This is a genomic window from Micromonospora luteifusca (assembly GCF_016907275.1).
Taxonomy (GTDB): domain Bacteria; phylum Actinomycetota; class Actinomycetes; order Mycobacteriales; family Micromonosporaceae; genus Micromonospora; species Micromonospora luteifusca.
In genome coordinates, this window is sequence record NZ_JAFBBP010000001.1 from 2,280,753 (window position 1) to 2,295,583 (window position 14,831).

Here is a 14,831-nt window from a genome sequence, read left to right on the forward strand (position 1 = left end):
TAACGCTACCGTCTGGTAGTGCCTGTGGAGAGCGGCGGCAACCCGGCCACGCGGGCCGCCGCGCCCCTCCACCCGTTGCACAACCTCTGGCGGCTCCGTCCCTACCTGCGCCCGTACGCCACCGAGTTCGCCTGGCTGCTCGTCGCGGGGCTCGCCGGAACGGCGGCCGGGATCGCCGTACCGCTGGTCGTGCAGCGGGTGGTGGACGGGCCGGTGGCCCGACACCAACCGGTCGGGCTGCTCCAGCTCGGCGGCCTGGCGCTGCTGCTCGGCGTGGTCGAGGCGGTGCTCATCTTCATCCGTCGGTGGGTGCAGTCCTCCTCCGCGGTGGGCATGGAGGCGGCACTACGCGCCGACGTCTACGCCCACCTGCAACGGTTGCCGACGAACTTCCACGACCGCTGGCAGTCCGGCCAGTTGCTCTCCCGGATCACCAGTGACCTGTCGGTGATCCGCCGTTTCCTCTCCTTCGGCGTGTTCTTCCTGGTGCTCAACCTGACCACCTATGTGGTCGTGGTGGTGCTCCTGATCAACCTGCACCCGCTACTCGGGGTGCTGGTCGCGGCCAGCGCGGTGCCACTGCTGCTGATCAGTCGCCGGTTCGGGCGGCACTACCACGCCGCGTCCCGGCGGATGCAGGATCAGCAGGGCGACGTGGCAACCCTGGTCGAGGAGACCGCACAGGGCCTGCGCACCATGAAGGCGTACGGCCGGGGGCCCGAACTGGCGGCCCGCTTCGCCGGTGGGGCCCGGACACTGCACGACACGGGGGTCAGCAAGGCGCGGCTGCTGGCCAGCACCTCGGCGTTGCTCGACCTGGTGCCCAACGTCACCCTGGGCCTGGTGCTGGTGGCCGGAGCGGCCGCCGCCGCGAAGGGCTCGCTCACCATCGGCGAGCTGGTCGCGTTCGTCAGCCTTCAACTGATGCTCATCTGGCCGGTGCAGTCGCTGGGTTGGATCATCGCCAACGGCCAGGAGGCCGCCACCGCCGCCGACCGGCTTCAGGAGGTGCTGGACACCCCGCCCCAGATCGTGGACCGGCCCGGCGCGCTCGCGCTGCCCCGCGACGCGGTCCGCGGCCGGCTCCGCTTCGAGCGCGTCGCGTTCAGCTACCCGGGTGCCACCACACCGGTGCTGCGCGAAATCGACCTGATCATCGAACCAGGCGAAACGCTCGCCCTGGTCGGTGCCACCGGGTCCGGCAAGAGCACGCTGCTCTCCCTGGTGCCCCGGCTGAACGACGTGACCGCCGGCCGGATCACCCTGGACGGGCACGACCTGCGCGAGCTGCGGCTGGCCTCCCTGCGCCGACTGGTCGGGGTGGCGTTCGAGGAGCCCACGCTCTTCTCCATGTCGGTGCGGGAGAACCTCACCCTGGGACGCCCGGACGCCGGCGACGACGACGTCCGGGCGGCCCTCGCGCTGGCTCAGGCGGACTTCGCGTACGAGTTGCCGTGGGGACTTGCCACCCGGGTAGGTGAACAGGGGCTGTCCCTCTCCGGCGGGCAACGGCAACGACTCGCGTTGGCGCGGGCCGTGCTCGGCCGACCGGCGGTGCTGGTGCTGGACGACCCGCTGTCGGCCCTCGACGTGCACACCGAAGCGCTCGTCGAGGCGGCACTGCGGCGGGTCCTGCGCAACAGCACCGCGCTGCTGGTGGTGCACCGGCCGTCGACGATCGCTCTGGCCGACCGGGTCGCCCTGCTCCAAGACGGGCGCATCACCGCGATCGGGCGGCACTCCGAGCTGCTGGCCACCGTGCCGGCGTACCGGGCGTTGCTCGCCGCCGAGCCGCCGACCGGGCACCCACCCGTAGCCGGAGCCGCCGGCCCGAGCCAGTCCCCTTCGGACGGGTGGGGACTGGTGCACTCGTGACGGTGCCGAAGCAGGCCGACCCACCACCCGAGGAGGAACCGGAGCTCACCCGCTGGCGCGGAACCGCCACCGACCCGGAGGCCGACCGCAGCCGAGCCGAGGACGCCGCACCCGAAGCGGTGGCCCGGCTGCGCCGGCTCGGCCGGGCCCTGCTCGCCGACGAGCTTCGACCACACCGGGGGCGACTCGCCGCCGCGGTCGGCCTGCTGCTGACCCAGAACGCCGCCGCGATGGCCGGCCCGTACCTCGTCATGGTCGGCATCGACCGGGCCATCCCGCCGCTGCGCGCCGGCGACCCTGGCCCGCTGGTCGCCGTCGCCGCGGCGTTCGCGGTCGCCTCGATGACCGAGTACGCGGCCCGCCGCGGGTTCCTCACGATCTCTGCCCGGATCGGCCAGGCCGTCCTGCTCGACCTGCGGCAACGGGTGTTCGGGCACTTCCTGCGGCTGTCCGTGGGCTTCCACGAGCGGTACACCTCCGGCCGGATGGTCTCCCGGCTCACCAGTGACCTGGACTCGATTGCCGAACTGGTCGACGGTGGGATCGACAGCCTGGTGATGGCCGGGCTGTCGATGCTGTCGGTGGCTGCCATCCTGCTCTGGCTGGACCTGCCGCTGGCCGCCGTGACGCTGCTCGCCTTCCCGTTCCTGTTCTGGCTCTCCCGCTGGTTCGCCCGATCGTCGGCGAGCGCGTACCGGCGGACCCGGGACGCGGTCGCGCTGGTCATCGTGCACTTCGTGGAGTCGATGCGGGGCATCCGGGCGGTGCAGGCGTTCCGCCGGGAGCCGCGCAACCAACGCATCTTCGTGGCGCTCGGCGACGACTACCGGCGAACCAGCCTGCACACATTCCGGCTGATCGCCACGTACTCGCCGGCGATCAAGCTGATCGGCAACGTCACCGTGGCGGCGGTGCTCTGCTACGGCGGCTGGCGGGTGCTGGACGGCCAGACCGAGGTCGGCGTGCTCGCCGCGTTCCTGCTCTACCTACGTCGCTTCTTCGAGCCGATGCAGGAGTTGAGCCAGTTCTACAACTCGCTGCAGTCGGCAACGGCGGCACTGGAGAAGTTGGCCGGGGTGCTCGACGAACGGCCGGCCGTGGCCGAGCCGGCCCGGCCCATACCGCTGCCGACCGGGCCCGGTCGCGGCGAGTTGACCTTCCGCGCGGTCTCCTTCGGATACCGCGCGGGCACCCCGATCCTCGGCGGGCTGGAGCTGACCGTGTCGGCCGGACAGACCGTGGCACTGATCGGGCCGACCGGCGCGGGCAAGTCGACCATCGCGAAGCTGGTCGCCCGGTTCCACGACCCGGACACCGGCACCGTCCGGCTGGACGGGGTCGACCTTCGCGACGTGAGCGACGCCGACCTGCGCCGCGCGGTCGTGCTGGTGACGCAGGAGAACCACCTGTTCAGTGGGACCGTCGCGGAGAACATCCGGTTCGGCCGCCCGAGCGCCGACGACGCGGCGGTCGAGGCCGCCGCGCGGTCGATCGGCGCCCACGATTTCATCGCCGCCCTGCCCGAGGGGTACGCCACGCAGGTGCACCGACGCGGCGGCCGGCTCTCCGCCGGGCAGCGGCAGCTGGTCGCGTTCGCCCGGGCGTTCCTGGCCGACCCGACCGTGCTGATCCTGGACGAGGCGACGTCGTCGCTGGACGTGCCGACCGAACGGCTCGTGCAGCGGGCACTCGGCACCATCCTGCGCGACCGCACCGCCCTGGTGATCGCACATCGACTCTCCACCGTGGAGACAGCTGACCGGGTGCTCGTCCTCGACGACGGGAAGGTCGTCGAGGACGGCCCACCCGGCGTGCTGGCCGAGGCCGACGGCCGGTACGCGGCCCTGCACCGGCAGTGGCGCGACTCGCTGATCTGAACCAGCGATCCGTAACTGCGTGGCCCGACCCCCTGGTGGTGCCTACGATCGCAGGATGACCGATACGGCGAGGACGGCCCGCGCCGGCGTCCCCGAGCGTCCGACCCTGGACGGGCTCGAGGAGCGCTGGGCACGCCACTGGCAGGAGGAGGGCACGTACGCGTTCGACCGCTCGAAAAAGCGAGCCGACGTGTACTCGATCGACACCCCGCCGCCGACCGTATCGGGCGAGTTGCACATGGGGCACGTGTTCTCGTACACGCACACCGACACCGTCGCGCGTTACCAGCGGATGCGCGGCAAGTCCGTCTTCTACCCGATGGGCTGGGACGACAACGGCCTACCCACCGAGCGTCGCGTGCAGAACGTCTACGGGGTGCGCTGCGATCCGGCGCTGGCGTACGACCCGGTGTGGCGGCCACCGGCGACTCCGGTCGACGACGCGGCCCGCCGCGACCCCACCCCGATCTCCCGGCGCAACTTCATCGAGCTCTGCGAACGGCTGACGGTCACCGACGAGCAGGCCTTCGAGGCGCTGTGGCGACGGCTCGGGCTCTCGGTGGACTGGTCGTTGACCTACACGACGATCGGCCGGATCGCCCGGACCACCAGTCAGCGGGCGTTCGTGCGTAACCTGCTGCGCGGCGAGGCGTACCAGTCGGAGGCGCCGACGCTCTGGGACGTCGGCTTCGCCACCGCCGTCGCCCAGGCCGAGTTGGAGGACCGGGAGCGCCCCGGTGCCTACCACCGGCTGCGGTTCGCCGGGCCGGACGGGCGCGAGGTGCAGATCGACACCACCCGACCGGAGTTGTTGCCCGCCTGTGTGGCACTGGTCTGTCACCCCGACGACGAGCGGTACGCCGACCTGGTGGGCACGACGGTGCGCAGCCCGCTGTTCGACGTCGAGGTGCCGGTGCGGGCCCACCCGCTCGCCGAACCGGGCAAGGGCACCGGCATCGCGATGGTCTGCACGTTCGGCGACCTGAGCGACGTGACCTGGTGGCGGGATCTCGAACTCGACACCCGGGTGATCATCGACCGCGACGGCCGGCTGCTTCCGGAGCCGCCGGCCGGGGTGCCGGCACAGCCGTACGCGGCGCTGGCCGGGCAGACCGTCAACGGCGCCCGCCGGGAGATCGTCGGGATGCTGGCCGACGCGGGTGCCCTGATCGGCGAGCCACGCCCGATCACCCATCCGGTCAAGTTCTACGAGCGCGGCGACCGCCCACTGGAGATCGTCTCGACTCGACAGTGGTATCTGCGCAATGGCGGCCGGGACGCCGACCTGCGGGCCACGCTGCTGGCCCGGGGCGAGGAGCTGCACTGGGTGCCGGCGCACATGAAGCACCGCTACGACAACTGGGTCGGCGGCCTGACCGGGGACTGGCTGGTCAGTCGGCAGCGCTTCTTCGGGGTCCCGGTGCCGGTGTGGTACCGGCTCGACAACACTGGCGAGCCGGACTGGTCCCACCCTCTCACGCCGGACGAGTCCGCGCTGCCAGTCGACCCGTCCAGTGACCCGGCACCCGGGTACGACGAGTCGCAGCGCGGCCACCCGGGCGGTTTCATCGGCGATCCGGACGTGCTGGACACCTGGGCGACCTCGTCGCTGACCCCGCAGATCGTCGGCGGCTGGGAGACCGACCCGGAGCTGTTCGCGCAGGTCTTTCCGATGGACCTCCGCCCGCAGGGGCAGGAGATCATCCGGACCTGGCTCTTCGACAGCGTGGTCCGTTCGCACTTCGAGCACGGGGTGCTGCCCTGGCGGGACACGGTGCTCTCCGGGTGGATCCTCGACCCGGACCGCAAGAAGATGGCCAAGTCCAAGGGGAACGTGGTCACCCCGCTGGCGCTGTTGGAGCAGCACGGCTCGGACGCGGTCCGCTACTGGGCGGCCAGTGGCAAGCCCGGCACGGACCTGGCCTTCGACCCGGCGCAAATCAAGATCGGCCGTCGGCTGGCCACCAAACTGCTCAACGCGTCCAAGTTCGCGCTCGGGCTGGGGGCGGCGGACGCGCTGCGCGCCCCCGCGACCACGCCACTGGACCGGGCCATGCTCGCCGAGCTGGCCACCGTGGTCACCGCCGCGAGCTCCGCCTTCGACGCGTACGACCACACGGCGGCGTTGCAGGCGACCGAGGCGTTCTTCTGGCGGTTCTGCGACGACTACATCGAGCTGGTCAAGGAACGCGCGTACGGCACCGGCGCGGCCGCCGACTCGGCGCGGGCGGCGCTGGCCTCGGCTCTGTCGGTGCAGCTACGACTGTTCGCTCCGGTGTTGCCCTACGTGACCGAGGAGGTCTGGTCGTGGTGGCGGTACGGCTCGGTGCACCGCGCGCCGTGGCCCACCACCCACGAGGTGGCCCGGACGATCGAGGGGTCGGGTGACCCGGCGCTGCTGCGGCTTGCCGGCGACGCGTTGAGCCAGGTGCGGCGGGCCAAGTCGGAGCGGAAACTGTCGATGAAGGCGGAGGTGCCGCTGGCCGAGGCGCTCGGCCCGGCGGCGCTTCTGGAACAGCTCACCCTGGTCGCCGACGACCTGCGGGCGGCCGGCCGGATCGGCAAACTCGACCTGCTCCCCGACCGCACCCCGGAGCTCGTCATCGCCTGCGCCTTCTGACCCGCGTCCGCCGCCGCCCACCCCGCCGGGGCGGCGGCGGACCGGTCATCACCAGCCGCGCAGGAAACGCAGCCCGAGCAGGAATGCGATCACAGCGGGCCCCACCAGCAGGGTGATCGCCTGGAGGCGGTACGGCATCCGGTGCCGGGTCAGCTCGCCCGCGTTGCCGAGCACGATGGCCCCGGCCAGCATCAGGAACGCCCCCCACCAGCCGGTTTCCAGGTCGAGCAGATCCACCCGGATCAGTTGCAGGGTCAGGCCGAGCAACGCGCCGGTCAGCGCGAGCAGGGCCACCGCCCGGTGCAGGCCCCGGGCCAGCGGGTGGGCTGCCCGCCAACCGTAGGTGCCGGCGACCGCCAGGCAGGGCAGCACCACCATCAGCGGCCAACCCCGCCCCATCACGCCGAACATCAGCAGCGCGCCCACCGCGAACACCAGGGTGCCGACGCAGGCGAGCATGTAACCGGCGAAGGCCCGGCCACCACCCCGGGCCAGCAACGGCCCGCCGCTGGCCGCGATCAACGCGGCCGGGATCAGGATGAACACGGCCCACCAGTGGAACTGGCCGCTGCCCTGGGCAGCCGTGGCGACCGTGGCGCAGGCCAGCCCGGCGACCGCCAGGCTGGTCAGCCACGGCCGGCTGCTCCGGGAGTACGGCTCAGCCAACGACGTCCGCTCCGCTTCGACGCTCACACCCGACAGCCTGGCCCGACGGGGCCCCACCGGTCCATCCGGCCAGCCCTACCGCCGGACGGTGGCTGGCCGGAACACCGCTGCGCACCGGTCTCAGCTCGTTTCGCCGGCCACGCTGAACGAGCGCAGACGGTCGATGGCCAGCACGGTGAAGCCGACACTCACCAGCGCGGTCATCACCGACGCCACCGGCACCGACACGGTGGTCTCCAGCAGCCCGGTAGGGGCGATCCGATCGGCGAGGGCGATCACGTACTGCTGGATGGAGAGCACCTTGGTGCCGCTGACGAAGTTGCCCAGCAGCCCCTCCCAGATCAGCACGTACACCAGGCCGAGCAGCACCGGCCGCCTGGTGACCAGGCTGAGCGCGAGGAACAACGCCGAGTACGCCAGCGCGCCGAGCGCCGCCGAGACCGCCAGCGCCAGACCGAGGCGTACCGAATCGGCCAGCACGCCTGCGACGTAGAGCGGCACCGCGACGGTGACCGCGGTGACCCCGGCGGCCACCGCGAGCTTCGGCAGCACGATCTGCCAGCGCGGCAGCGGCTTGGTCAGGATGTGCACGACCGTGCCGTCGTCGATCTCCGCGCCCAGCACGCCCGTGCCGATGATCAGCGCAACCACCGGCAGCACCACGGCCAGCCCGAGGCCGACCAGCACCGGCGGCCCCCACTCGCCCGGGTCCACCCCCAGCGACCGGCAGAGCACGGCCAGCCCGAGCAGCACCACCGGCAGCGGGAGCAGCAGCAGGAACCGCCGCCGGCCGAACAGCCCGCGCGCGGTGATCCAGGTAATGGTCGACATGTCAGCTTCTTTCGTTCGTGACTGCGGGGCTCACTCGCTGCGCTCGTTCACTCCTCGCACTCACTGGTCAGGCCTCCACGAGATAGGAGAAGACGCTCTCCAGAGACTCGTCGGACGGCACCAGTTGGCGCACCCGGATGCCTTGCTTGAGCGCGATCCGGGGCAACGCGCGGGTGAAGGCGCCATAGTCGCCGGCCCGCACGGTCAGGCCCGTCGGGTCCAACTCGACCCCACTCACCGACGGCTCGGCGATCAGCGCGACAGCCAGCGCCCGGTCGTCGGTGGAGCGCACCGCGAAGACGTGCGGGCGATTGGTCATCAACCGGCGGATGGTCCGGAAGTCGCCGGAGGCCGCCAGCCGGCCGGCCACCATCACCTGCACCGTCCCGGAGACCTGCTCGACCTCCTCCAGGATGTGCGAGCTGAACAGGATCGTCCGGCCGGCGTCGCCCAACGTGTGCAGCAACTGCATCATGTGCAGCCGCTGGCGCGGGTCCATCCCGTTGAACGGTTCGTCGAGCAGCAGCACCTGCGGGTCGTGCACCAACGCGGCGGCCACCCGGGCCCGCTGCCGCATGCCCTTGGAGTACGTGCCGATCCGGCGGTCCTGCGCCGCCTCCAGCTCCACCAGGTCGATCGCCCGTCGGGCGGCCGCCGCCGGGTCGGCCAGCCGGTGCAGCTTCGCGCTGGCCAGCACGAACTCGTACGCGGTGAGGAAACCCTGCACCGCTTCCCGTTCGCTGACCAGCCCCAACCGGCGATAGACGTCCGGGTTACGCCAGGTCGGCTCGTCGTCGAGGGTGACCGTGCCACGTGACGGCGCGAGGAACCCGGCCATCATGTGCAGCAGCGTGGTCTTGCCGGCGCCGTTCGGGCCGAGCAGGCCGGTCACGCCCGGCCCGAGGGCCATGCTGATGTCGTTCACCGCGACCACGTTGCCGTACCACCGGGACACCCCGGTCAGACTCAGCGTGCTCATCAGGAGGCGACCTTCCGGTAGCGGGCCAGCAGGAGGGCGGTCGCGCCGGCGACCAGCAGCACCGCGGCCAGGGCGTAGACCGGACCGAAACCGCCGATCATCATCTCGCCCGGATCGCCCTCGACCAGGAGGTCGCCCAGCGACCAGATGCCGACCCCCTGCACCAGGGTGGAGGGGGAGGCGAGCCCGGCCAGCTCGTTGGCCGCCCGCGACGGCAGGATGCTCAGCACGCCCACGATCGGGGTGGTCATGAGGAAGACCGCGACCACGCCGCCTGCGGCGAAGGCCCGCTTGCCGGTCAGCGACGCGACCAGCAGCCCGATCGAGGCGAAGACCACCGCCCAGAGGCCGGCGTAGAGCAGCCCGGGCAGCAGGTCGAGCAGCTCGTTCCAGACCCCGCGCATGCCGTCCTTGGTGGTGAAAGCGGCACCCAGGAACATCACCAGCTGCGGACCACCGAGCAGCAGCCAGAGCGCGGTGACGAGCGCCAGCAGCTTGGCCAGCGCGTAGTCGGTGCGCGGCAGCGGTCGGGAGAAATACAGTGGCAGCACCCCGCTGCGCAGGTCGCGGGAGACCAGCTCGGGCGCGGCCACCGCGACGAAGAAGATGACCAGCCAGCTCATCGCATCGGCGAACTGGGCGTACGTGGCGACCACCTCGCCGATCTGGCTGCGGACGGCCGCGAGGGCCACCGCGACCAGGGTGACGATGCCGACCACCAGCCACGGGAAGATCTTGGCCTTGGCGCTGCGGCCGAACCCGAACGTGGTGCGCAGCCCGTGCAGGTAGAGCGCGCCGAAGACGTGCCGGCGGCCCAGCCTCGGCCCCTCGTAGCGCTGGTAGCCGATGTCATGGATGACGCCGGTCGGCGCGGGGCGCACGGCGGCGGAAGACGGCTCAGGCATTGGTGAGCTCCCTCGTGGCGAAGAGTTCGGCCACCCGGTGCCGGCGCTGGTCCAGTCGGTGCAGTGGCAGGTCCAGTTCGGCGACCGCGCCCAGGATCAGGTCGTAGGTGCGGTCATCGGCGAGCGGTACGAGTAGCAGACGCCCGTCCCGCGCCACCGGCAGCTTGAGCGCCGTGAGCCGGGCGGCGAGCTCCTCGGTGCCCTCACTGACCTCCACGGCGAGCACGTCGGTGGCCGTGGTCATCGCCGAGATGTGGTCGGCGCGCAGCAGCTTGCCGCCGTCGATGGCGATCAGCGTGTCGCAGATCCGCTCCACCTCGCCGAGCAGGTGTGAGCAGACCAGCACGGAGATGCCGAACTCGGTGCCGATCCGGTGCACCAGGGCCAGCATGGCGTCGCGGCCGGCCGGGTCCAGACCGTTGGTCGGCTCGTCGAGCAACAGCAGGTCGGGGTCGTGCACCAACGCCTGGGCCAGCTTGACCCGTTGCTTCATGCCGGTCGAGTAGCCACCGACCGGGCGGTAACGCTCCTCGTAGAGGCCGACGTGCCGCAGCGCCTCCGACGCCCGCTCGCGGGCGGCGGTGCGGGGCAGGCCACTCATCCGGCCGAGGTGGGTGACCAGCTCGGCGGCGGACAGGTCCGGCGGAAGACAGTCGTGCTCGGGCATGTAACCGACGCGGGCACGTACCGCCGCCGGGTCGGCGGTCGGGTCGATGCCGAGCACCGAGACCTGACCGCTGGTCGGGGCGATCAGGCCGAGCAGGATCTTGATCAACGTGGATTTTCCGGCGCCGTTCGCGCCCACCAGGCCGATGATCCCGGGCTCGACGGCGACGGTGAGGTCGGCCAACGCGGTGACCCGACCTCCGTACGTCTTGGTGAGCGACTGGGTCGCGATCAGTGTCACGCTGCCCAGCGTAGGGAGTCGATGCCCACCACGGACACCGGCACGCCCCCGGCGCTCCCCTGATCATTGCCGGTGCGGACCCCTAAGGTCCCTCGCCGGGGCGGCGGTTGGATCATCGTCGCCGTACGCGGCCGGCACGACCCCGCCTCGGGAAAGGCCCATCCGGGGTGACACCATTCACCTCCCGGCCGGCTGGCCGTCGCGCCCGCGTCACGGACGTGTCGAGCGAGTTCCTCTTCGCCGCCGGGGACCGGTTCGATGTGGAGCCGGGTGCGATCGGCGGCGCCGGCGTTGATCCGCCCGTAGGGGTCGTGGAGTGGCGCCCTCGACCGATCGGCGGTCGGCTGCGAAACTGTGTGCCGGTCAGCGAGTGGGGGGTGTGGATGAGCAACGGCTGGGTGCTGCCCGACGAGGTGCTACGGGACGCACCGGCGTACACGCCGCGTCCCGGTGAGCTCGCGGATCTGGAGCTGCTGCTGACCGGTGCGTACGCCCCTCTGACTGGCTTCATGACCCGCGCCGACCTGGTATCGGTCAGCCGGCGCGGCCGACTGGCCGACGGCACTCCGTGGCAGGTCGCTGTGACGCTGCAGGTGCCGACCGCGCTGGCTCAGGGTTTCGATCCGCGCGACCCGGCCCGCCGGGCGCTGGTGCTGACCGACGGCGAGGGCGCACCGGCGGCCGCCCTCGACGTGGCGGACGTCTGGCAGGTGCGCGAGGGCGTGGCAGGAGTGGGCGGCCAGATCCGACGGCTGGGCGACGGTGGGCACGGCCCGTTCCAGCGACTGCGCCGCAGCCCCGAGGAGGTCCGCGCGTTGCTGCCCCCGGGCCGGGTGCTCGGGGTGATCGCCGACCGGCCGCTGCATCGTCCGCAGCTCGCCCAGATCGCCCACGCCGCCCGTACCCTGGCCGCGCACCTGCTCGTGATGATCCCGGTCGGTGAGGGTGGCGCGGGTGGGCTCCCGCCGGAGGCGCTGGTACGCACCGTCTTCGCCGCCCGGGACCGGATGCCACCCGCCACCGTGGTCGCGGTGCCGCTGTCGCACCGACGGGAAGAGATCAGCGACGCGCTGCTGCGCGCCCGGGTCTCCGCCGCGTACGGAGTCACCCACCTGCTCTCCACCGGCGAGATGCTCTCCGGCGCCGGGCTACGGGTGCTGGTGCCACGCGAACTCGCGTACGACAACCGGGACGGGCAGTGGCGCTGGCGGGAGGACATCCCACCGCGCAACCGGCGGCTCGCGCTGACCCAGCAGGAGATCGACGACCTGCTCGACCGGGGCTTCCCGTTGCCGGAGTGGCACACCCCGCCGGCCGTGGCGAGGGAGCTGGCCCGGGCCCGGCCACCGCGCCGGCACCGCGGGTTGGTGGTCTTCCTGACCGGCCTCTCCGGCTCCGGCAAGTCGACAATCGCCCGAGGCCTGGCGGACGCGTTGCGGGAGAGCGGTGATCGCACGGTGACCCTGCTCGACGGGGACGTGGTGCGCCGGGAACTCTCCGCCGGGCTGGGCTTCACCAAGGCCGACCGGGATCTCAACGTCCGGCGGATCGGGTGGGTGGCTGCCGAGATCGCGCGGCACCGGGGGGTGGGCATCTGCTGCCCGATCGCCCCGTACGCGGCGGCCCGCACAACCGCCCGTGAGATGGCCCTGGCCGCCGGGGCGGGTTTCGTGCTGGTGCACGTCGCCACTCCGCTGGAGGTGTGTGAACGTCGGGACCGGAAGGGTCTGTACGCGCGAGCACGAGCCGGCCTGCTGACCGGGATGACCGGCATCGACGACCCGTACGAGGAGCCGGCCGACGCCGATCTGGTGCTCGACACCACCGACCTGAGCGTCGCGGACGCGGTGCAGGCAGTGCTGCACCATCTGACCGAGACCGGTTGGGTGGAGCTGAAGGTCGCGTCCGCCTGAGGCGTCGCCGTACCCCGTTTCTTCCGGCGCTGCCCGCTACGCGCTAGTGTTCATCTTTGTTGGAACACGTTTGACCGCGTGAGAGTACGTGGACCCCCGGGAGGCACGGCGAATGCTCGCTCAACAGCGGCAGGCGGCCATCCTGGAGCGGGTCCGGTCGACGGGCGGCGTCCGGGTGAGTGAGCTGGCCGGCGAGTTCGGTGTCTCCGACATGACCATCCGGCGCGATCTGGAGGCGCTGCACGAGCGTGGCCTGCTGGCCAAGGTGCACGGCGGTGCCACGACAGCCGGGTCGAGTTCGACCGACGAGCCGGGCTTCCACGCCAAGTCGGTCCGCCAACTGTCGGAGAAGGCCGCCATCGCGGACCGGGCGGCCCAACTGGTCCAGCCTGGCGCGGCTATCGCGCTGTCCGCCGGCACCACCACGGCCGAGCTGGCCCGGAGGCTGGTGGACGTGCCCGGCCTGACAGTGGTGACCAACTCGTTGCCGGTGGCCGAGATCCTGCACGCCGGAGGTCGACCGGACCAGACGGTGGTGCTCACCGGCGGCGTACGCACGCCGTCGGACGCGCTGGTCGGTCCACTCGCGGTCGGAGCCGTCCGGTCACTGCATTTGGATCTGCTCTTCCTGGGCGTCCACGGCATCACCGAGCGGGCCGGCTTCACCACTCCGAACCTGATGGAGGCGGAGACCGACCGGGCACTGGTGGCTGCGGCGGATCAGCTGGTGGTGCTCGCCGACCACACCAAGTGGGGCACGGTGGGCATCTCCTCGATCGTCGAGCTGGCAGCAGCACACGTACTGGTCAGCGACGACCGGTTGCCTCCGCCCGCGCGACGGGTACTCGGCGAGCAGGTAGGCGAATTGATCATGGTAAAGGCAACAGGGGCGGACCGCGCGACGCGCACGCCGACAAGTGAGGGGGCGGCGCAGTGAAACGCACCGCGATCGACCTGGCCGACGGCCGGGAGCTGATCTATTTCGACGAGCGCGACGACGCGGTCCGCGACCAGCCGGACCGCCGCGACCTGCCGCCGCCGCCCCCGGCGTCCCAGCTGCGCTACGACCCGCTGACCGACGAGTGGGTGGCGGTCGCCGTGCACCGGCAGACCCGCATCTTCCTCCCGCCGGCGAGCGAGTGCCCCCTCGACCCGTCCGAGGGCGACCGGCTGACCGAGATCCCCGCTCCCGACTACGACGTGGTGGTCTTCGAGAACCGGTTCCCGTCGCTGAGCGGCCGAGTGGCCGACGAGCCCGGAGAGATCACCCCGTTCACACCGGCTCGACCGGGGCTCGGGCGGTGCGAGGTGGTCTGCTTCACCTCGGACCACAACGCCTCCTTCGCCAGCCTGCCCCCGCGCCGGGTCCGCACCGTGCTGGACGCACTCGCCGACCGCACCGAGGTGCTCGGTGAACTGCCCGGTGTGGAGCAGGTCTTCTGCTTCGAGAACCGGGGCGTCGAGATCGGCGTCACCCTGCACCACCCGCACGGGCAGATCTACGCGTACCCCTTCGTGACGCCGCGCACCCGCGCGCTGCTGGGTGCGGCACGCCGACACGCCGAGCGGACCGGCGGAGGCAACCTGTACGCGGACGTGCTGGCCGCCGAGCGCGCCACCGGCGACCGGGTGGTCGCCGAGAACGAACACTGGACGGCGTTCGTGCCGGCGGCCGCTCGCTGGCCGTTCGAGGTGCACGTCGCGCCGCATCGCGTGGTGCCGGACATCCCGGCCCTCAGCGACAGCGAGCGGGACGCTTTCGGGCCGCTCTACCTGGATCTGCTGCGCCGCTTCGACGGCCTGTTCGACATGCCGATGCCATACATCTCGGCCTGGCACCAGGCGCCGGTGCGGATCGACCGGGAGTTGGGCCACCTGCACCTACAGCTGTTCAGCATCCGGCGAGCCACGGACAAGCTGAAGTACCTGGCGGGCTCCGAGTCCGGAATGGGTGTCTTCATCAACGACATCGCTCCGGAACGTGCCGCCGAATTGCTCCGCGCCGCCTGACGAAGGCACCTGGGGAACAGGGCGCGGGGGGCCCGGGACAGGGCCCCCCGCAGGGAAGGGACGGCTGGCTGTGCACGGCACAGCCGGGAAGGCTGGCTGATCGGCGCACGGGTGCCGCGGGTCGACCGTGGTCAACCTTCCTCGGACGTGACTGGCATCTCGTCCATCCTGGTCAACGAGGCGCGCCGACGGCGGTGACGCCAACCGGCGCGTCGCGGCCAGAAACGCCGAAGCCCGCCGGCAGGTGC

General features: G+C 71.8%; 11 protein-coding genes. 6 read left to right on the forward strand and 5 right to left on the reverse strand.

Annotation, left to right across the window (positions count from 1 at the left end; genetic code table 11):
• The first annotated feature begins 18 nt into the window (after positions 1 to 18).
• From JOD64_RS09955 to valS, 3 genes are read left to right on the forward strand one after another with little or no spacing between them, the layout of a single operon-like run.
• Positions 19 to 1,875 (forward strand): ABC transporter ATP-binding protein, encoded by a 1,857-nt coding sequence (locus JOD64_RS09955; protein WP_204941978.1) that lies wholly within the window; start codon positions 19 to 21, stop codon positions 1,873 to 1,875.
• Positions 1,872 to 3,752, forward strand: a complete 1,881-nt coding sequence (locus tag JOD64_RS09960; RefSeq protein WP_204941979.1) for an ABC transporter ATP-binding protein — start codon at positions 1,872 to 1,874, stop codon at positions 3,750 to 3,752. The genes JOD64_RS09955 and JOD64_RS09960 overlap by 4 nt, the downstream gene beginning before the upstream one ends.
• 55 nt (positions 3,753 to 3,807) lie before the next feature.
• Positions 3,808 to 6,372 carry a valine--tRNA ligase gene (gene valS / locus JOD64_RS09965; protein ID WP_204941980.1) on the forward strand — a complete coding sequence of 855 codons (2,565 nt, stop codon included), beginning with the start codon at positions 3,808 to 3,810 and terminating at the stop codon, positions 6,370 to 6,372.
• Between the two features lie 48 nt (positions 6,373 to 6,420).
• On the opposite strand, the gene JOD64_RS09970 is transcribed toward valS, so the two are convergent.
• The 5 genes from JOD64_RS09970 to JOD64_RS09990 all read right to left on the reverse strand — a co-directional run bounded on the left by JOD64_RS09970 (position 6,421) and on the right by JOD64_RS09990 (position 10,660).
• Entirely contained in the window at positions 6,421 to 7,065 is a 645-nt protein-coding gene (locus tag JOD64_RS09970) for a hypothetical protein (protein ID WP_204941981.1), read from the reverse strand.
• Positions 7,066 to 7,158: 93 nt separating this feature from the next.
• Positions 7,159 to 7,869 (reverse strand): ABC transporter permease, encoded by a 711-nt coding sequence (locus JOD64_RS09975; protein WP_204941982.1) that lies wholly within the window; start codon positions 7,867 to 7,869, stop codon positions 7,159 to 7,161.
• Positions 7,870 to 7,936: 67 nt separating this feature from the next.
• On the reverse strand, positions 7,937 to 8,848 hold the full coding sequence (locus tag JOD64_RS09980; protein WP_204941983.1) for an ABC transporter ATP-binding protein: 912 nt from the start codon (positions 8,846 to 8,848) through the stop codon (positions 7,937 to 7,939).
• Positions 8,848 to 9,753: an ABC transporter permease gene (locus JOD64_RS09985; protein ID WP_204941984.1), complete on the reverse strand. Its 906-nt coding sequence runs from the start codon at positions 9,751 to 9,753 to the stop codon at positions 8,848 to 8,850. Before JOD64_RS09985 ends, JOD64_RS09980 begins: the two co-directional genes overlap by 1 nt.
• A complete protein-coding gene (locus tag JOD64_RS09990) occupies positions 9,746 to 10,660 on the reverse strand; it encodes an ABC transporter ATP-binding protein (protein WP_204941985.1) in 915 nt (304 codons plus the stop codon). Before JOD64_RS09990 ends, JOD64_RS09985 begins: the two co-directional genes overlap by 8 nt.
• Before the next feature lie 383 nt (positions 10,661 to 11,043).
• On the opposite strand from JOD64_RS09990, the gene cysC reads away from it, so the two are divergent.
• The 3 genes from cysC (at position 11,044) to galT (ending at position 14,583) form a co-directional block, all read left to right on the forward strand.
• Positions 11,044 to 12,573: an adenylyl-sulfate kinase gene (cysC, locus tag JOD64_RS09995; RefSeq protein ID WP_204946002.1), complete on the forward strand. Its 1,530-nt coding sequence runs from the start codon at positions 11,044 to 11,046 to the stop codon at positions 12,571 to 12,573.
• Positions 12,574 to 12,685: 112 nt separating this feature from the next.
• On the forward strand, positions 12,686 to 13,510 hold the full coding sequence (locus tag JOD64_RS10000) for a DeoR/GlpR family DNA-binding transcription regulator (RefSeq protein WP_204941986.1): 825 nt from the start codon (positions 12,686 to 12,688) through the stop codon (positions 13,508 to 13,510).
• A complete protein-coding gene (gene galT / locus JOD64_RS10005) occupies positions 13,507 to 14,583 on the forward strand; it encodes a galactose-1-phosphate uridylyltransferase (protein ID WP_204941987.1) in 1,077 nt (358 codons plus the stop codon). Before JOD64_RS10000 ends, galT begins: the two co-directional genes overlap by 4 nt.
• Positions 14,584 to 14,831: the final 248 nt, after the last annotated feature.

Coding starts and splice junctions, on each gene's coding strand:
- valS (WP_204941980.1), top strand. CDS start 3,808: ATGACCGATACGGCGAGGACGGCCCGCGCCGGCGTCCCCGAGCGTCCG.
- JOD64_RS09975 (WP_204941982.1), bottom strand. CDS start 7,869: ATGTCGACCATTACCTGGATCACCGCGCGCGGGCTGTTCGGCCGGCGG.
- JOD64_RS09980 (WP_204941983.1), bottom strand. CDS start 8,848: ATGAGCACGCTGAGTCTGACCGGGGTGTCCCGGTGGTACGGCAACGTG.
- JOD64_RS09985 (WP_204941984.1), bottom strand. CDS start 9,753: ATGCCTGAGCCGTCTTCCGCCGCCGTGCGCCCCGCGCCGACCGGCGTC.
- cysC (WP_204946002.1), top strand. CDS start 11,044: ATGAGCAACGGCTGGGTGCTGCCCGACGAGGTGCTACGGGACGCACCG.
- JOD64_RS10000 (WP_204941986.1), top strand. CDS start 12,686: ATGCTCGCTCAACAGCGGCAGGCGGCCATCCTGGAGCGGGTCCGGTCG.